Origin of the sequence: Nostoc sp., assembly GCF_036917675.1 — a bacterium.
Lineage (GTDB): Bacteria > Cyanobacteriota > Cyanobacteriia > Cyanobacteriales > Nostocaceae > Nostoc.
Genome location: NZ_JBALCT010000051.1, coordinates 160,809 through 179,094, shown reverse-complemented (window position 1 = coordinate 179,094; position 18,286 = coordinate 160,809). Strand labels below are relative to the sequence as shown.

Below are 18,286 nucleotides of genomic sequence, written 5' to 3'. Positions count from 1 at the left end.
TTTTATGTAGAAAAAATAGTTTTAGCCGACCTTAGATTTGCAAGATTTGGACTATATGACACTTAATGAAATTCGTATTAACCAAAAAATTACTACATCAGATATTAAAACTATGGCTAACTTTATCACTGAAAAATTATAAAATATCAATACTAAATTGACTATTATAATGCCTATAAAAATTAAACGATTAGCAAAAGGTGAAATCCTTGAGAAAAATTGAAAATTAGATATTTCTGCTTCAGATTTCAGCCCTTCAGGTTGAGAAATGATGCCTGTAAAAATATACTTAATAATATTGGTATGATTACCCTCCTCTACAGGTTTTCCATGATCTCCATTAAAATAGTACAACTCTTTCAATCGTTGATCTCCCATCAAAAAACCATCAAATCCTCCAGTTCCAATATCTACCATTCCTACTCCTCGTAAACCACTACACAGAATTCCAACTGGCCAATCAAAACAGCTACGGGCATTGCATAGCTTCTCTACCTGTTTCTTGTCAAATATCTGTTTCCAGGGATATTCTCGTGGTAAAACACTACCAGCCAAGTAAACTCGTTTAAACTTCATTCCAGGTAATCTCTTTAAACTTTCCCCTAAAATATAAGTACCATTACTATGTCCAATGAAATGGAAATCAGTGCTAGGATATTTAGCAAAATAGTAGCTATATTCATCTTGAAACCAGTCAATATTAATTTGACGAAGACCAGGAAAAATAAAGTTAAATGCTGAAAAGTAACCGTAGGAAGAGGTGATAACTTCTGTATCTGGATCTTCTTTAAGTATTTTATCTCTTAATTGGTCAACCCAGCCACTATTACTAGCTCGAATTCCATGAAGAATAAATACTACATTATTTTTAACAATTAACCTCTCTAAATTTTGATTTTCATATAAGGATCTTTCGCTAAGAATTGCTTCCTTAATTAGCTTATATCTTTCTTGCCTATCTTCTGCTTGATCAATGAGGTGAATATTCGTATGTTCGGCATCAGAAACATCTATATGAAAAGCATCAGGTAACTGCTCTAAATCAATACTGTCATCACGAGTTATCTTTCCATCTTTTGCCCCCAGTAGTTGAACGACAGTTATTGGATAATAAGGTTTTGAGAATGAGAAATGTCGAATCCAGTCAAGTCTTAAATTGGTGATAAATGCAGAACCTCTAACAAAGTCTTGTAATGGCATCAATCTCCGTAAGGAAAAAGATGTAGCTTTCTCGAAGACCATTGCCATTTGCCGAGTTAGAGATTGAGTAGGGTTCAAACCGCGATTGAGTGAAGCGAAAAGAACAAATCGCCTAACGTATTCATACCAAGGACTTTGATTATAATTGGGGTACATACCAGATGCTAATAGGTAAGTCTGCCGAATGAGAACACCACCTAAGCTATGCCCGATAAGGATAACTTCGTCAAAAGGACCTTTGTCTCGCCATTTTGCGTCTATTTTGCCTTTTAGCTGTCCGCATAAGCTTATGCCTCTCTGAAAACTCCAATCATTAAGATTATGCTGATCCCAAAGCAGCCATTCACTTTCAGTTAGGCTAGTTTCTTTTTTAAGTTCTTCAACTAATGGCTTCCAAGTTTGAGTATCTTGATTTTCAGAAGGAACAACAACAATGAGCCGTTTTAAGGAAGTTGAGCTAACAGAAGTAGTTCTAGTCTCATATTGACTGGGTGTTGTCGTTCCGCCTGTCCCTCCCCAAGCAAGTCCTACAGGCTGTTCCTCAAAACTTGCTTTGATTCCTAAGTTTTTTTCTATGTACTCAGCCAATAAACTAGCATTTCCATCTTCCGAACTGTAAGTAATAACAAAAGCTGGTTGTACTGCTTGTATTAGCGAGACTACTCCGTTCAAATAAGCACTATTAGAGTCAAAATTGTCTGATTTTACATCTATAACCAAAACATCTATTTTAGGGAAAGAAGCCTCGAATAAACTCGAAGACCAAGAAAAATCCGATGAATATATTACGTTAATGCCATTTTCAGTGCGAATCACTGGCATAACTGAACCAGTCATATAACCCGATGGGAACAGACATATTTGAATGTTCTCGACTGTATGACAGCTTCCATCGGCTGGAAGAACTTCAAATTGCCCACGTCTAAACTGTATATCTGGAGATTTTTTTAACAATTCTTCATAAGTTTCTTGGCTTAAGACAATCTTTTTTTGCTGTCCTTTACTGGTACTGAAATCATTAAGGCGATTGATATTAGTCTATATGCGAATAGAACGCTCTGGAGCAAATCCATCACAAGTTACAGTCTGACCAATAAGAATACATCCATCTTTGCGAACAGTAGCTGCACCTTGAAGATTATTCATTGTTGCTCCTTTTCATCAGTAAATTGGCGACAAAAGCTTCGACCTTCTGAGGTGTAAGATGGGGAGCAACTTTAGGATTTTTAGTAGCTGATTCGGTTAATGTAAAGCTAAAACGGCCATTTTTGATGGCAGTAGAAAGAACGTTTTCCTCATGTACTAGCTTAGATAACATAGCTCGAAGCTCAAAACTATACTGTTCTTCCCATTGACTCCCATTAGTTAGAGTTGGAAGTTTGCCCAGGAAAACATAATGGTGAATAACCTTGGTTCGAGTCGAGTCAATTGTTTCTATACAGTGAGTTAAGCTTCCTCCTCCCCGCAGGTTGCATTGAAGAATCGCACGAACTTCTTCTTTGCTTCTCTGATTCTCAAGTGCATCTTTAGCCAAAATGTTAATATTTTCAGACTCTTTAACCCTCGAAATTTCAGATGCTACGGAAAAAGACAGATAGCCTGGTGATGTTCCCCAATTGACAAGAGGTTGTATTTCAGGCGGGAGCGATAATAGCAAAAGGAACCTACGCAAAATAGAGGAGTCTTTTAATTCAAGTTCCTGGGCGATTTGATTGAGGGAAATTTCCTGAATTTGATACAAGCGATTTAATAATTGAGCAACTTGTATCGGAGATAGCCTGCGATTTTTCTTATGCGTTCCAATAGAGAGAATTAAATCTCGCCGTTCCTCAGACGAAAGTGAATCTAACATAAGTTTTTTAACTTAGAGATAACCCCGTTCAGAAAGCGCTGCTTCAAGAAGAGTTATAACCGCATTATTCTGGTCAATCTCCTCATCTTGTGTAAATTGATTTAAAGCATTATATAGTTTGTCACCAACTACTACTCTGAGATTTATTTGCTGCTGCCGTCTACTCCTTTGTATAACTTCTTTTGGAGGTATACTTGGCTCTTGAATCGCAACTTTCTCGATTTGTCGTTGTTGAAGACCACTCATTTTTTGCATTTCTTCGGCATAAATAATAGCAGCTTCGTTATTAACTTCTTTACTAGTTGAGTCTGTCGCTGCTTTTTGCGCCCGAAGTGCAACATCAAGTTTTAAACCGCTTTCAACTTTTTCTTTTAATGGTGTAATTAGTTGCTCATACTTAACATACTGGCTTACCTTATAATATGGAAGTCCTAATGTGTCTGAAATCTTTTTAATAGACCCATATTTTCTGTATAAATCTGTACAAGCATCAATGTAGTCTTTGGTTGACAAATTTTGCCGAACCATATTCTCCGTTAGAGAAATCGCCTTTGCAATTTCTGGTTCTACTGCTTTAGCAAGTATTGTGGCGCGTATAGTTTCATGTCGTAAATACTGATGTGCTAGAAAACGCCTTTGACCTGTGACTACTTCATATCGTTCTTCCGCTTTTGGAGAAACAACAATTGGCTCAAGGAGTCCTATTTTTTCAATGCTGGCTGCTAATTCTTGAATACCTTCGTCAATATCGCTAGTACGAACTTGAGACAGTCCGATGTCAATTTTATCAAGTGGAATTTCTTTAACTACACTATTCTCAGTAATTGTCATCTATACCTCATAATTAACCATTTTCTATTTAAATGATTGAATTAAAAATTTGTACTTTTTTAATTCTGATGTTGGCTATTTTGACATTCATCTAGCCTTGATATAGGCGTGTAACAAAATAGTTACTGAGATAAGTATGAAAAGCGTACTATTTATCTTTATCCAAGAACTTCATCAGCTTTTCCTCAACTTGCTGGCGATACTCCTCAATATAAACCTGTTCTCCCTCTTGTCCCAATGCAATATAACCACTGCTAGCACTGATTTCATTTCTGACCACCTTGGAAAGTGTGAACTGTGCCAATGCTTTACGATAGAAAGTCTAGCCAACGAGATTGCAAACGTTGAATAAGGGCGTTAACTTGACGACGATAAGGTGAAATTACTCCAATTGTGTTGTCAGAGTCAGGAGAATTTAAGCAATAACTCCTCAATCAACGCTACTAGCACATCAACTTCTGCTCAATTTACGTTGTTTTCCAGTTTACCTTCCACCATGCTTAATGCCCAATCTTCAACAAGTAATGATTCAATAGATTTAGGAAGTATTGTGGAGAAAAATAAATGTTTGCAATTGCAGCTTACATCGGCTTTTTAGCTTTGTTCTTTGGTTTATCTGTCGGTCTGTTGTTCGGTCTGCGGACTGCCAAAATAATTTAACCAAGACTTTTGTGGGGCGGGCATTGGTGTAAACTTAAGCGCAAACCCTTTTAAAACCTCGTTTCCAGCCTCTGGCTGGAAAAGTTTTTTCATTGCGGCTCTGCCGCAAGTCTTGAGGCAGCAGCCCCCCCATAGGCATTCCCAGTCAGAGACTGGGAACGAGACAGTCTCTAAAAGCTAATTATAGACTGGGTTTCACGTTAATTTGACAGCAATAACATCTGTGCGCCCCTACGAATCACCTATATTCCACCTTACGAAAATCTCAGGTTATGAAATCTACATTACTTAGTAATGATTCAGGTTAATACCAGCTTCTTTTGCCATTGCTTCTAACCCATTAATTTGTAGGGTTTTGATTGCTTTGGTAGACAGCTTTAATCTCACCCAGCGATTTCCGCCTTCCCACCAAACACGCTTGTTTTGTAGATTAGCGTGCTGAAGGCGTTTAGTACGGCGGTGGGAGTGGGAAACAGCAAAGGCATTATTTGCTTTCTTACCAGTTAGTTCACAGCGACGGGACATAGCAAGTATCTCCAGATTGTTATTTTAATACAGCCTTTCCATTCTAGGTCTTAGGGGAGAGAAGTGGGGAGTGGGGAGTTAGGAGTTAGGAGTTATAAGAATTATTTCCCAATGCCCAATGCCATGCCCAATGCCCCATGCCCCATGCCCAATGCCCCATCCCCCACTACTTACTAGCTTGTTCCGTCAGCTTAGTGAGTACCTCATTCGATCGCTCGACGAAAGATTTCATTCCCTCAGCGTCAAATCCTTTCTGAGACATCAGCGCTAAATCGTAGACGTGTTGGCAAATCAAATTCACTAAATGATCTGTAGGCGATTGACCATCACCTTGAATAATACTACCTTGGTTAAGATTTACCAGATTTTGAATCAGTGGGTGAGCAGTATTCACCAGCAAAATGTGGTCTTCAGGAAACTCTACTGACTGCTGCTGCATCATGGCGTTCATTTCCCGCATACGCCGGAGAATCTCTGGTAAAAGCACGATCGCAGGTGGTGTCCCTTGAGGATCGTCTGATTTCAACGCTTCGGTGCGGATGTTGAGTTTGGGTTTGTTGAGGGATTTCTCAAATAACTCTTTGATCGTCTCACTCCGGGTTTTGTTCGTATTAGGATCAACAATTTCCGCAGCTTTGTCTTGTTCCAGCAGGGTATTATCTAAATCTGAGTCTACCCGCGTAAATTTGACATCCTGATATTCCCGCTCTAGGAAGTTGATAAAGTGGGTGTCGATGAAGGAGTCCATAAACAGGACTTCCAAGCCTTGATTTTTGTACAGTTCTATATAAGTAGCTTGGGTTGCTCCATCGGTGCTGTAGAAAACCCGGTTTTCGTGGTGTTCTTTGTTGCGTTCTAGATACTCTTTCAGCGTGGTATAAGGAGCGGTGGGTGCTGAGTTCTCAGAACTGGGCGAGGGAGGAGTCACATCTTGCCAAGCATCCCCCTCTGAAGACTGGACTTCAACTGCTGGAGTTTCAGCAGCAGGTTTTTCTGTCAACTTGGCGGTGGTGCGGAAGACAATGATATCTTCAATTTGTTTTTTGAATTTCTCATCGTTGAGAACGCCGAATTTTACAAAAGTACCAAGATCCTTCCAGGCGCTAATGTATTGTTCACGATGATCGCGGAAAAGTTCTTTAAGCCGATCGCCTACTTTTTTGGCAATATAATCACCAATTTTCCGCACGGTGCGATCGCCTTGCAAGGCACTGCGCGATACGTTCAGAGGAATATCAGTGCTATCAATTACACCGCGCATCGGCATCAGAAATTGCGGGATAATTTCTTCGCAGTTGTCGCTAACAAAAACTTGATTACAAAATAGCTTGATCTGCCCTTTTGTAACATCTACATCCGGCCTCATTTTGGGAAAATAGAGAATGCCATTGATGATAAAGGGATAATCAGTATTTAGATGTACCCACAACAAAGGCTCTTCCTGAAAAGGATACAGGTAGCGGTAAAACTCTAAATAATCTTCTTGACTCAGATTACTCGGAGAGTCTCGCCACGGTGCTTTTTGCTTATTTAATACTTCACCTTCAAGTTTTATCGGTACTGGCAAGAAATCGCAGTAGGTCTTGACAAGATTCTTAATCCGTGCATTTTCTAGAAATTCCTCCTCTTCTCCTTGCAGGCTGAGAGTAATAGTAGTACCACGAGTTGTTCGGGGCGAATCTTCTAGGGTGAAAGCTGGGGAACCATCGCAACTCCAGTGAACCGCCTGCGCTCCTTCTTGATATGAAAGAGTATCAATCTCTACCTTTTGCGCCACCATGAAGGAGGAATAGAAGCCAAGACCGAAGTGACCGATTATGGGTTGATCTGACTTGTCTTCATACTTGTGAATGAATTCTTCAGCACTAGAGAAGGCAACCTGATTGATATATTTCTTAACTTCATCTGCGGTCATCCCAATACCGTTATCGGAGATCGAGAGAGTTTTGTTATTTTTGTCAATGGCGATTTCAATTTCCGGTTCGCCGATATCTCCAGCATAATCTCCGGCGCGGGATACCATTTTCAGCTTTTGGATGGCGTCTACCGCGTTGGATACCAGTTCCCGCAAGAAGATTTGGTGATCTGAGTAGAGCGACTTCTTGATAATTGGGAAAATATTCTCAGTATGAATACTGATAGTGCCTTGTTCTAGCATGATTGGTAATCTTCAATGTTAGTATCTGAAATGATGATAGTGGCTAATACAGCCTAGTCGTCTATTTTCCAGGATAAACCCGGAGAACACAGAAAGACGTGATACCAATTAGGATTTTAACTAATCGCGGAAGTCCCCGTCTTAGGGGTACCTTGAAGATGGGGATTGTGAGCCAAGCTTTGAGGATTGCATCTGGAATTGATTTTTTGCTTTGCAAAAACAAATTCTGGATGCATGACGAATCCCCAGGATTTTCTGGTAAGATATGCACTGTCTTGACCATCAATGCCACAAGCGAAAACCAAGCTAACAGGTATATGTTGCAAGAAAAAGATTTGGGTCTTGGGAACCAGGACTCCTGACAAGAGGAGGGAATGTCAGACTTGTCTTTTGCTACGGAGTAATAGATGGCTATTCCCGATGAATTGGGAAGCCCCGCCGTAAGACGGCGGGGTAGTTCACAAGATAGCTTCGGCGATGTCTACGACGGGCTGCGCCTACGCACGTTTTTTAAACATTGTTTGCCCCCATTTTCTGATTCGGATTTCCCTACTTCCGACTCCCGATTTTGAACGCAGGTCTAAACGCCAGTAGTTGAAACTACTATCTAAAATATTACTGATATCTTTTCTAACGCCAAACGATCATAGTACGGTTTGGTGCGATCGCTAACTTTTTGCTGCCTAATGCGAGGCTCCGCCCCTTGAAAAGCGGCAGAGCCGCAATGAGGAGCGTTTCCAGCCAGAGGCTGGAAACGAGGGTTTAAAGGAGTTTTAGCTTAAGTTAACACCAATGACATCTGTGCGCCCCTACAAATGTTCTCTGTTTCACGCAATTGAGAACCGCTATAACTATGTAGCAATCTGTGGTACTGATACCTTCACCAGCACTTTTTTGTTAAAAGACAGACCGTTTTCATTTTTGTCAATGATAATCGTGTCTCCAGAGATAAAAGTATTTTCCAATAACTTGGTGGCGAGGGGGTTTTCTACTTCTCGCTGAATTGCCCGTTTGAGTGGGCGGGCACCATAAACTGGGTCATAACCTGATTCGACAAGGTAATCACAGGCTGATTGCGATATTTCAAACAAGATTTTTTGCTCGCGCAAAAGACTTTCTACCCGCTTCAGTTGAATGCGGATGATCTGCCGCATTTCTGTGCGATTTAAGGTATGGAAGAGAATAATATCATCGACGCGGTTGAGGAATTCGGGGCGGAAATGCGATCGCAAATTTTCCATTACTCGCTTCCGCATCGTTTCATATTTGGAATCATCACCGGATACATCCAAGATATGTTCGCTACCAATGTTACTGGTCATCACAATAACGCTGTTACGAAAATCTACCGTCCTTCCCTGAGAGTCAGTAATTCTCCCATCATCTAATACCTGCAATAAAATATTGAACACATCGGGGTGTGCCTTTTCCACTTCATCCAGCAGCACCACTGAGTAGGGACGGCGGCGAATCGCCTCGGAAAGTTGACCGCCTTCTTCATATCCTACATATCCTGGAGGCGCTCCCACCAGACGGGAAACTGAGTGTTTTTCCATATACTCAGACATATCTAAGCGCACCAAGGCATCATCAGAATCAAAGAGAAACTGAGCTAAAGCGCGGGCGAGTTCGGTTTTGCCCACACCTGTGGGGCCCATGAACATAAATGAACCAATGGGACGCGAGGGGTCTTTCATCCCCGCACGGGCGCGGCGAATTGCGGCTGCTACCGCTTCTACAGCTTCCTCTTGCCCAATAACTCGTTCATGTAAATGACTTTCTAGTTGCAGTAATTTTTGCCGTTCCGATTCCAACAAACGATTGACGGGGATTCCTGTCCATTTGGCGACGATTTCGGCAATATCGGCTTCAGTAACTTGTTCTCGCAGCAACGTGGAACCTTGGTTTTGAATTTCTAAAAAGTTCGCTTCTTTGGCTTCGCGATCGCGTTGTACTCCTTCCAATTTGCCATACTTCAGTTGAGCAGCTTTATTTAGGTCATAAGCGCGTTCCGCCTGTTCAATTTGCACACGCAAGGCATCTTCTTCTTTCTTTAAGGCGCTTATCGCCTCCAATAGCTGCTTTTCACCTTGCCATTGCTCATTAAATGTGTGCTGTTTTTCCGTTAAATTAGCGATTTCTTGCTCAATTCGCTGCAAACGTTCTCTCGTTTGGGCGGTACCCTTTTCTTCGCCAGCTAATGACAGCTTTTCCATTTCTAACTGCATGAGGCGGCGATCAATGGTTTCCAATTCTGCTGGTTTAGAGGTAATCTCCATTTTCAACTGTGCTGCTGCTTCATCTACCAAATCAATCGCTTTATCTGGCAAAAAGCGATCGCTAATATAACGTGCTGACAGGGTTGCTGCTGCTACCAAAGCCGAATCAGAAATTTTGACATTGTGATGAACTTCATAGCGTTCTTTCAATCCCCGCAGAATGGAAATAGTATTTTCCACACTTGGCTGATCCACAAATACTTGTTGAAAGCGGCGTTCTAGGGCAGCATCTTTCTCAATATGCTTGCGGAACTCGTCGAGGGTAGTGGCACCAATGCAACGCAGTTCTCCCCGCGCCAGCATTGGTTTGAGCAGATTTCCCGCATCCATCGCCCCTTGTTGATTGGAACCGGTGCCGACTACGGTATGCAGTTCGTCAATAAATAGTACGATGTCACCGTTAGATTCCGTAACTTCCCGGAGAACAGATTTCAGACGGTCTTCAAATTCACCCCGGTATTTTGCCCCAGCAATCAAACTACCCATATCTAAAGAAATGAGTTTGCGGTTTTTCAAAGATTCGGGAACGTCACCATTTACCATTCGCTGTGCCAAAGCTTCGGCGATCGCAGTTTTACCCACTCCAGGTTCACCAATCAAGACGGGGTTATTTTTGCTACGACGAGACAATACTTGAATTACCCGCCGAATTTCGTCATCCCGTCCAATTACTGGGTCGAGTTTCCCAGCTTTTGCCTGTTCTGTCAAATCTCGGCCAAATTTTTGTAATGCTTCATAGCGGGATTCTGGGCTTTGATCTGTCACCTTTTGGCTACCGCGAATGGTTTTGATAGTAGTTTCTAGTTTAGCTGTATCCGCACTGAAGCCTTTGAGTATCTTTCGTCCAATGCGATCGTCTTCAGCAAATGCCAAGACTATGTGTTCCACGGAAATATGGGAGTCTTTCATCCTGGCTCTAGCTTCCTCAGCTCGGTCTAGTAAAACATCTAAATTACGGCTAAGGTAAAGCTGATCACTTTTACCAACTTTCGGCTGACGTTGGGTAAAGGCTTCTAGTTGCTGTTGCAACCGGATTGGATCGACCTCAGATCGAGCCAGGATACGTATTGCTAGACTAGTGGGTTCTTCTAACAGGGCAATAATTAAATGTTCAACATCTAGTTGCTGTTGTTGATAAGCACGGACTATATCCTGAGATTTAACAATTGCTTCCCAGGCTTTATCAGTAAATTTATTCGGATCTGTAGGTTGCATCTTTAGAATTTTGGAATTTTGATTTTTAGTTTAGGGATTGGGGATTATTAAGGGAGCGGGGAGTGGGAGAGACGCGATTAATCGCGTCTGTACGGGAGTGAGGAAGCTGGAGTCCCCTCTGGGGATAAGGGATAATGGGGAGTGGTTGTAACCCTACTCCTTAGTACCCAGATAATTATCCAAACATTCTCAGCGTATATCCGTGTGTATCTCTGGTGGCAATTTGGGATTAGTAATTGATGATAGTTTGATCTATTACCTATTTTCTAATTTAAAACGAAAATACAGTTCTGAGCGGACTTTGGCAGATGTACTATTGGAGCGATCGCTTCATCAACGACAGTATGGGGGTAATACTAATAGGATTTACGCAAAGAAGATCCCGTAACCCGCCTAAAAAGGGGAGGCAAAAAGCGAAAAGTCTCGCCTATCTGGGTTTACTGACATGAGAAACCTGTTTGCGGGAAGAATCAATCTCCCCGTATGTAGCTCAACTTTTCAAGACATCGGTGTAGATTTTGCGATCGCTCTTAAGTAAAACTTACTGCCGAGATCCCCGAATTCTTGAATAATTCAGGGATCTAAATCCAGCTTAAGTAAGTGACATTCCACCCTAGGGGATGATTTATTTTTTGGAAATCCCTTATCAGAATTATTGACTCACAAGTTGCTCTTGTGATTCCTGTTTGACTGCTGACCCTTGATTTCCCAGTTGAATCAGTTCAACTTTATACCCATCTGGATCTTCCACAAAAGCAATTACTGTCGAACCATGTTTCATTGGCCCTGGTTCGCGCACGACTTTACCGCCCTGATTGCGGATTTCTTCACACGTAGCGTAAATATCATCAACGCCAAGGGCAATGTGACCATAAGCAGTACCCAATTCGTACTTTTCTACTCCCCAGTTGTAGGTTAGTTCGATCAGCGCGTTATCGCTTTCATCGCCGTAGCCCACAAAAGCTAGGGTAAATTCTCCCCCTGGATAATCTTTTCGGCGCAGTAGTTTCATTCCTAGAAGTTCACAGTAGAACTTTAAGGACTCTTCAAGGTTGCCCACCCGCAGCATTGTGTGTAGTAATCGCATATTGACCTTTTCTCTGTAATTGATTTAGTGTTATTCTCTGCCAACATTTTACCTAGCTGAAAGTCTTAAGGTAAAAATGCGATCGCAGAAAGAATTAAAAGGTAAAGGACAGGATAAACATTCCCTTACCCATTTTTGGCATTGATCCCGATCCCTAATAATGGAAATCTTCTTTAATCTCAGCCGAGAAAGCCTCTTAACCGCCTATGCTAACGATTGGGTTAGGCAACTGGACTATATGCGTAACACACTCGAATAAAGGATAAAGTACAGATGAGTAAATTTCTAGATACTGCAATTGTTGCGATCGCAGCCCGTGAAATTCTTGATTCACGCGGTAGACCGACAATTGAAGCTGAAGTGCATTTAGCTAACGGTGTTGTCGGACTGGCGCAGGTTCCCAGTGGTGCCTCTACTGGCACTTTTGAGGCTCACGAACTGCGTGATGGCGATAAAAGTCGTTATGGGGGCAAAGGCGTACTCAAGGCAGTACAAAACGTTAGAGAAGCACTTGCGCCAAAATTGTTAGGGTTAGATGCCCTCAACCAAGAACTGCTAGACCGGACAATGATCGCCATAGATGGTTCTCCTAACAAATCCAGTTTGGGGGCGAATGCGATTTTGGGAGTTTCCCTAGCAGCAGCTAAAGCTGGCGCTGAATCTCTAGATATTCCTCTATATCGCTATTTGGGTAGCCCTTTAGCGAATTTGCTCCCAGTGCCATTGATGAATGTGATTAACGGTGGCGCACACGCATCAAACAACGTAGATTTTCAAGAGTTTATGATTGTCCCAATTGGCGCAACTTCCTTCCGGGAAGCATTACGCTGGGGTGCCGAGGTGTTTGCTACCCTCAGTCAAGTATTAGATGAAAAGGGTTTGCTTACTGGTGTGGGCGATGAAGGCGGTTTTGCCCCTAACCTAGAATCTAATCAGGTGGCTTTAGAATTACTAGTTGCTGCCATTAAGAAAGCTGGTTATAAGCCAGGGGAAGAAGTAGCTTTGGCGTTGGATGTGGCAGCTAGTGAGTTTTACAAGAATGGTCAGTATGTTTACGATGGGAAACCTCACGCCCCGGCTGAGTTTATTGATTACCTCGCGCAACTAGTTGATCAATACCCAATTGTATCAATTGAGGATGGCTTGCATGAGGAAGACTGGCAAAGTTGGCAATTGCTGACCCAAAAGTTAGGTTCGCGGGTGCAGTTGGTGGGAGATGACTTGTTTGTTACCAATGCCACCCGCTTGCAAAGAGGCATTCAGGAAAAAGCCGCTAATGCCATTTTGATTAAACTCAATCAAATTGGTTCACTCACCGAAACCTTGGAAACAATTGATTTGGCAACTCGTAACGGTATCCGTTCAGTAATTAGCCATCGTTCTGGTGAAACAGAAGACACAACGATCGCTGATTTAGCCGTAGCAACCCGCGCCGGTCAAATCAAAACAGGTTCCCTCTGTCGCAGCGAACGGGTAGCAAAATATAATCGCTTGCTGCGAATTGAAGATGAACTAGGCGATCGCGCCGTTTATGCTGGTGCTGTAGGTTTAGGGCCGAAGTAGAGACTGGGGACTGGGGACTGAAGCAGAATTCTTCCCAATGCCCCATGCCCCATGCCCCATGCCCAATTAAGGATAAAACCCTAACTTGGGCAACCCCAAAGTTTCATCCCAGCCCATCATTAGATTCATACACTGAATCGCTTGGCCCGCCTGTCCTTTAATTAGGTTGTCAATTGCTGACATCACAATCACGCGACCTGTGCGCGGGTCAACTTCTACACCGATGTAACAAAGATTGCTGCCGTTAGCCCATTTGGTTTGGGGGTAAACGCCGCTACCGCAGACTTTTACCCAAGGAGAGTTGCGATAGAAGGCTGAGAAAATTGTGATTAAGTCATCTCGCACCAGACCAGGGTCGCTCAGTGTCGCATATATCGTTGCCAAAATACCGCGCACCATTGGGATTAGGTGGGGTGTAAATTGGATCATGAGTTCGTGACCGGCTAAGTCACTGCAAATTTGCTCAATTTCTGGAGTATGACGGTGACGACCGACATTGAAAGCTGCTATGGAGTTGTCTGCTTCAGCTAGTAATAAGTTGGTTTGAGGTTGCCGTCCACTGCTAGATGTGCCAGATTTGGCATCGATAATCGCTGTTTCTGGTTTGATTAAGCCTTGCTTTAAGAGTGGCAAAAGTGCCAAAAGACTAGCAGTGGCATAGGAACCAGGACAGCCAACGAGTTGAGCTTCGGCAATGCGATCGCGATAAAGTTCTGGTAATCCATAAACTGCTGTAGCTGCAATATTGCGATCGCTTCTCTCAGTACCATACCAATTTGTATAAGTTGTCAAATCACTGAACCGATAGTCTGCACTCAAATCTAGTACTTTACATCCTTTTTCCAACAGTTTAGGCGCGATTTGGCAAGCCAGACCATTTGGTAAAGACAGGAAAACTACTTCACAGCGATGAGCAATTATTTCTGGTTCTACACCCTCTATTGGCAGGTTAGCCGCATGAGCCAGATGTGGGTAGATATCTCCAAAGGATTTCCCGATACTGCTCTCACCGCCTAAATAAACCAGTTCGACTTCTGGATGATCCATGAGTAATCGTACTAACTGTACTCCGCCATAGCTCGACGCGCCAACAATCCCAACGGGTACGCGTCTAAATTTGTCCATGATCTGAAATCCTTATCCCATGAATGGTTAATTCGTTCTCAGCTATCAACAATATCAGCGACTAGCGCAGCCCACAAAACGCCCAAACCCCTCCACTTGGTTTTGGGGAGCCAGAGTCCAAAGTCAAGAGTCCAAAGTCTATATAAAATTTAGTTAATTGACCCTTGACCCCAATTTTAATGGCAAAAATTTTTGCCACGTTATCAAATCATTGCTAGTCTAATTCTCTGCCTTGTAAAGGAGCTACAATTTAAAAGAGGAAATTGTAAAAAAAATTTACGTTGGTAGCTGGAAATCTTTCTGTGTCACAGCCTAATACTACCCAAGCTTTTAAATTTGATTCGATTGATGCCGCTTTAGCAGACCTAAAATCTGGTCGTGTCATTGTAGTGGTAGATGATGAAAATAGGGAAAATGAAGGCGACTTAATCTGTGCTGCCCAATTTGCCACACCCGACACGATTAATTTCATGGCGGTGGAAGCTAGAGGACTGATTTGTTTGGCAATGACTGGCGATCGCCTAGACGAGCTAGACTTACCATTGATGGTCAGCAACATTACAGATACTAACCAAACTGCCTTCACTGTTAGTATTGATGCTGGCCCAGAATTGGGCGTTACCACAGGCATCTCAGCAGAAGACCGCGCCCGCACTATCCAGGTTACTCTCAACCCAGCCACAAAACCTACAGATTTACGTCGTCCTGGTCATATTTTCCCGATTCGGGCTAAAGAGGGAGGCGTACTCAAACGCGCAGGACATACAGAAGCAGCCGTGGACTTGGCTCGACTAGCAGGGCTATACCCAGCCGGGGTAATTTGTGAAATTCAAAACCCCGATGGTTCAATGGCGCGGTTGCAGCAGTTAGTTGAATATGCTAAACGTCACAACTTAAAAATTATTAGTATTGCGGATTTAATTAGTTATCGTCTACAGCACGATCGCCTAGTGTATCGAGAAGTTGTTACTAAGCTGCCTAGTGAATTCGGCCAGTTTGAAATTTACGCCTACCGTCATACTGTGGATAATACAGAACACGTTGCAATTGTCAAGGGCGATCCAGCTAACTTCAAAGATGAGCCGGTGCTGGTGCGGATGCACTCAGAATGCTTAACTGGTGACGCTTTGGGTTCTTTGCGCTGCGACTGTCGGATGCAATTAGAAGCCGCACTGAAAATGATTGAGGCTGCGGGTCAAGGTGTAGTTGTATACCTGCGCCAAGAAGGACGGGGAATCGGCTTGATTAACAAGCTGAAAGCCTACTCATTGCAGGATATGGGGCTAGATACAGTAGAAGCAAATGAGCGTTTGGGATTTCCCGCCGACTTGCGAGACTACGGGATGGGGGCACAAATGCTCATGGACTTGGGCATCAAAAAGATCCGCCTGATTACCAATAATCCCCGTAAAATTGCTGGAGTCAAGGGTTATGGGTTGGAAGTAGTCGATCGCTTGCCGTTATTGATTGAGGCAACCGATTACAATTCCTATTACCTGGCGACAAAGGCGAAAAAGCTGGGTCATATGTTGTTACAGACTTATTTGGTGACAGTAGCAATTCACTGGCAAGATGACCCGGAAGCGGTGACGGAACGTTATGAGCGCTTAGAGAAAATGCGACACTTAGCGAGAATTAATGATCTATTGTTACAGGAAGAGGCGCGTCCTTTAGCGATCGCCTTATTTGACGAGCCATCTTTAACAGTACACTTAGGTTTTGATCAACCAAAAGTTGCTAGCTGTGATTGGTATCAGCAAAGTGGTCATCCTTATATACAGGCAATCTTCCAGATTTTGGACAACCTCGCAACTTTGCCTTACATCCAGAAACTAGAATTTATGATTTCTTCTGGTTGCGATCCTTTGAGTAATTTACAAGTCCAACTAGATCGAGAGACATTCCCGGATGGTACACTGCCTTCATCGATTAGCGATCGCTTGGAAAAGCAGCAAATTTATAGCTTTAGCAAATAGCTTCAATAAATTTTATAAGGTGTGTCATTGCGTAGCGTAACGCACCTTACGAATAAATTATTTACTTACTCTATAGATTGGTCTGACCTGACGATAAGTATTAAGTAAGTTGAGAAATTTATGACCATCAAAATTTATCGGGTCAACTTTTTTACCAGAACGGTCTACTAGACGGTGGGTAGTAATGCGATCGTCTCTTACTTGACTTTGAGCAATTAACCAAGCAAGAGAATGATATTGAGCCTCAGTATAGCCGCTATGGGTTTGTTGGCTGCTACTGTCATAACTATCTGGCGGTGTTTCCAAAGAAGCGTGATAAGCAAAATTATTCACAGACGGAGGCAAATGTGGATTAGTCTGCACAGTTTCCACTCCATCAGGACTATCAAATACGGAGTTAGCTGCACCAAAAGCTCGCTTTTCTGGCGGTACTAGATAAACCACCGTTCCGTCTAACTTGATTAAAGCGTGGTAACTTGCTTGCACACTTTCATCGTTATGGGCTACTTGAAAGAAATTAACGGCACTGGAAGCAGAATAACCAGTTTCATGGAGGACGATAATCGGTTGATTGCTGACACGAACACCGTTAACATCTAGGGCGTACCGTTCTCCATAGTTACTTGGGTCAACTGAAGCAACTTGATAATTAGGTCTGTAGCGTGCAAAAGCTTGAGTAGTTACGTATCTTGCTACAGCCTTATTAGTCTTAACTGGGGACTTGAGAACACGTTGAGATTTCTTCTCTGGCTCTTTCGCTGATTGGAATTGCGCCTGTGGATATTGACTCCAGGCTGTAACCTGTGGCTTGGATCTATGGTATGTTATCGGATTATTTTGTAATTTTGCCGTTCGTCCAATTAGCAGCACTACAATTAAAGCCATGAACATCAGCGAGATTACTAGTACTCTAGTCGCCCAGTCTTTAAACCTCATTTTTCTAATACCAGTAAAACGGTAGATATTAACTTATAGCTAAACTCGCGTGTCCTTGGTAGGGGCGTACATCTGTGCATTGGTGTCAACTTAACGTAAAAACCAGTCTATAACTAGCTTTTAGAGACTGTCTCGTTCCCAGTCGGAGACTGGGAATGCCGTTCTAGAGGCTCCGCCTCCCTTGCTGGCGGCAGAGCCGCCAGGAGACGCATTTCCAGCCTCTGGCTGGAAACGAGGTTTTAAAGGGGTTTGAGCTTAAGTTGACACCTATGACATCTGTGCTATCCTACCGCAGAAGGTATCCAAACGAGAATCACTATAACACCTTAATTCTAGTCAAATATACGTTACTAGTATATGTTGGAATGCTAAGTAATTGTTTTAGATGCTTCCTCTGTCTATGGAGTTATTTAAATGCTCTTAAAACCATTGCTACTGGTTTAAGGAATAGTTGATGAATTGTGTCTCTACAATTCAAGATCGCGCAGAAGCTTCAGGGGAGATTAATGTTTTATTAACCAACGTGATGGATGATTAATCATATTCACCAGACCAGATAAAACTTTGTTGTAACTTCCGTGAAGTTCTCTTCCTCTCTGCACATCCATGTAGTTGCATTTGACGGCAAATTCAATCCAAGTCTGAGTTGCAGATACTTCGACTTCACAATCGTTTAATTGAGCGATAAATCCTGTCTCATAACGCCGTTTCTGCCAAGCTTCTGCTATTTTGGCACATACAGAACGTGAAGCACGACGAATTTGGTCAGTTAAAGAATACCGTTCATGGACAGGAAACTTGTTTGATATTTCAAAAATTTTCATTGCCGCTTCAAAGGCAATTGTATAAATTTCCAATTTGCACAATTTACTTTCTAAC

The 18,286-nt window shown here is 42.6% G+C and carries 15 protein-coding genes; 4 read left to right on the top strand and 11 right to left on the bottom strand.

What is annotated here, in order from left to right:
* Positions 1–51: 51 nt before the first annotated feature.
* The 4 genes from V7K31_RS18820 to V7K31_RS18805 all read right to left on the bottom strand — a co-directional run bounded on the left by V7K31_RS18820 (position 52) and on the right by V7K31_RS18805 (position 4,187).
* Positions 52–2,037, bottom strand: a complete 1,986-nt coding sequence (locus V7K31_RS18820; RefSeq protein ID WP_335096008.1) for a lipase family alpha/beta hydrolase — start codon at positions 2,035–2,037, stop codon at positions 52–54.
* 301 nt (positions 2,038–2,338) lie between these two features.
* Entirely contained in the window at positions 2,339–3,052 is a 714-nt protein-coding gene (locus tag V7K31_RS18815; RefSeq protein WP_335096005.1) for a hypothetical protein, read from the bottom strand.
* Between the two features lie 12 nt (positions 3,053–3,064).
* Complete coding sequence (locus tag V7K31_RS18810) at positions 3,065–3,883, bottom strand: ParB/RepB/Spo0J family partition protein (RefSeq protein WP_335096002.1); 819 nt, start codon at positions 3,881–3,883, stop codon at positions 3,065–3,067.
* Between the two features lie 148 nt (positions 3,884–4,031).
* Positions 4,032–4,187: a hypothetical protein gene (locus V7K31_RS18805; protein WP_335096001.1), complete on the bottom strand. Its 156-nt coding sequence runs from the start codon at positions 4,185–4,187 to the stop codon at positions 4,032–4,034.
* Positions 4,188–4,447: 260 nt separating this feature from the next.
* On the opposite strand from V7K31_RS18805, the gene petL reads away from it, so the two are divergent.
* Positions 4,448–4,543, top strand: a complete 96-nt coding sequence (petL, locus tag V7K31_RS18800; RefSeq protein WP_094332720.1) for a cytochrome b6-f complex subunit PetL — start codon at positions 4,448–4,450, stop codon at positions 4,541–4,543.
* Positions 4,544–4,831: 288 nt separating this feature from the next.
* Here petL and rpmB read toward each other — a convergent pair whose 3' ends face one another.
* The gene (rpmB, locus tag V7K31_RS18795; RefSeq protein WP_104906789.1) at positions 4,832–5,068 is read right to left on the bottom strand and encodes a 50S ribosomal protein L28; all 237 of its coding nucleotides are present in this window, start codon (positions 5,066–5,068) and stop codon (positions 4,832–4,834) included.
* A gap of 166 nt (positions 5,069–5,234) precedes the next feature.
* Positions 5,235–7,226 carry a molecular chaperone HtpG gene (htpG, locus tag V7K31_RS18790; protein WP_335096000.1) on the bottom strand — a complete coding sequence of 664 codons (1,992 nt, stop codon included), beginning with the start codon at positions 7,224–7,226 and terminating at the stop codon, positions 5,235–5,237.
* 407 nt (positions 7,227–7,633) lie between these two features.
* Between htpG and V7K31_RS18785 the strand changes: the two genes are divergently transcribed.
* Positions 7,634–7,798: a hypothetical protein gene (locus V7K31_RS18785; RefSeq protein WP_335095999.1), complete on the top strand. Its 165-nt coding sequence runs from the start codon at positions 7,634–7,636 to the stop codon at positions 7,796–7,798.
* 279 nt (positions 7,799–8,077) lie between these two features.
* Here the strand turns inward: V7K31_RS18785 and clpB are convergent, their stop codons facing one another.
* Positions 8,078–10,720 (bottom strand): ATP-dependent chaperone ClpB, encoded by a 2,643-nt coding sequence (clpB, locus tag V7K31_RS18780; RefSeq protein ID WP_335095996.1) that lies wholly within the window; start codon positions 10,718–10,720, stop codon positions 8,078–8,080.
* A 652-nt stretch (positions 10,721–11,372) separates the two neighbouring features.
* Positions 11,373–11,807, bottom strand: coding sequence for a lactoylglutathione lyase (gloA, locus tag V7K31_RS18775; RefSeq protein WP_335095993.1), 435 nt, complete (start codon positions 11,805–11,807; stop codon positions 11,373–11,375).
* Positions 11,808–12,080: 273 nt separating this feature from the next.
* On the opposite strand from gloA, the gene eno reads away from it, so the two are divergent.
* On the top strand, positions 12,081–13,370 hold the full coding sequence (eno, locus tag V7K31_RS18770) for a phosphopyruvate hydratase (RefSeq protein WP_335095991.1): 1,290 nt from the start codon (positions 12,081–12,083) through the stop codon (positions 13,368–13,370).
* A gap of 66 nt (positions 13,371–13,436) precedes the next feature.
* Here eno and argC read toward each other — a convergent pair whose 3' ends face one another.
* Positions 13,437–14,495, bottom strand: a complete 1,059-nt coding sequence (gene argC / locus V7K31_RS18765; RefSeq protein WP_335095990.1) for an N-acetyl-gamma-glutamyl-phosphate reductase — start codon at positions 14,493–14,495, stop codon at positions 13,437–13,439.
* Between the two features lie 302 nt (positions 14,496–14,797).
* On the opposite strand from argC, the gene ribBA reads away from it, so the two are divergent.
* A complete protein-coding gene (gene ribBA / locus V7K31_RS18760) occupies positions 14,798–16,471 on the top strand; it encodes a bifunctional 3,4-dihydroxy-2-butanone-4-phosphate synthase/GTP cyclohydrolase II (protein ID WP_335095988.1) in 1,674 nt (557 codons plus the stop codon).
* A 57-nt stretch (positions 16,472–16,528) separates the two neighbouring features.
* Here ribBA and V7K31_RS18755 read toward each other — a convergent pair whose 3' ends face one another.
* Positions 16,529–17,407: a peptidoglycan recognition protein family protein gene (locus V7K31_RS18755; protein WP_335095987.1), complete on the bottom strand. Its 879-nt coding sequence runs from the start codon at positions 17,405–17,407 to the stop codon at positions 16,529–16,531.
* Positions 17,408–17,910: 503 nt separating this feature from the next.
* Positions 17,911–18,273 (bottom strand): four helix bundle protein, encoded by a 363-nt coding sequence (locus V7K31_RS18750; protein ID WP_442941320.1) that lies wholly within the window; start codon positions 18,271–18,273, stop codon positions 17,911–17,913.
* Positions 18,274–18,286: the final 13 nt, after the last annotated feature.

What these genes read in the sequence shown, in the direction of transcription:
- V7K31_RS18820 (WP_335096008.1), bottom strand. Translation starts at nt 2,037, where the DNA reads ATGACTGGTTCAGTTATGCCAGTGATTCGCACTGAAAATGGCATTAAC.
- V7K31_RS18815 (WP_335096005.1), bottom strand. Translation starts at nt 3,052, where the DNA reads ATGTTAGATTCACTTTCGTCTGAGGAACGGCGAGATTTAATTCTCTCT.
- V7K31_RS18810 (WP_335096002.1), bottom strand. Translation starts at nt 3,883, where the DNA reads ATGACAATTACTGAGAATAGTGTAGTTAAAGAAATTCCACTTGATAAA.
- petL (WP_094332720.1), top strand. Translation starts at nt 4,448, where the DNA reads ATGTTTGCAATTGCAGCTTACATCGGCTTTTTAGCTTTGTTCTTTGGT.
- rpmB (WP_104906789.1), bottom strand. Translation starts at nt 5,068, where the DNA reads ATGTCCCGTCGCTGTGAACTAACTGGTAAGAAAGCAAATAATGCCTTT.
- htpG (WP_335096000.1), bottom strand. Translation starts at nt 7,226, where the DNA reads ATGCTAGAACAAGGCACTATCAGTATTCATACTGAGAATATTTTCCCA.
- V7K31_RS18785 (WP_335095999.1), top strand. Translation starts at nt 7,634, where the DNA reads ATGGCTATTCCCGATGAATTGGGAAGCCCCGCCGTAAGACGGCGGGGT.
- clpB (WP_335095996.1), bottom strand. Translation starts at nt 10,720, where the DNA reads ATGCAACCTACAGATCCGAATAAATTTACTGATAAAGCCTGGGAAGCA.
- gloA (WP_335095993.1), bottom strand. Translation starts at nt 11,807, where the DNA reads ATGCGATTACTACACACAATGCTGCGGGTGGGCAACCTTGAAGAGTCC.
- eno (WP_335095991.1), top strand. Translation starts at nt 12,081, where the DNA reads ATGAGTAAATTTCTAGATACTGCAATTGTTGCGATCGCAGCCCGTGAA.
- argC (WP_335095990.1), bottom strand. Translation starts at nt 14,495, where the DNA reads ATGGACAAATTTAGACGCGTACCCGTTGGGATTGTTGGCGCGTCGAGC.
- V7K31_RS18755 (WP_335095987.1), bottom strand. Translation starts at nt 17,407, where the DNA reads ATGAGGTTTAAAGACTGGGCGACTAGAGTACTAGTAATCTCGCTGATG.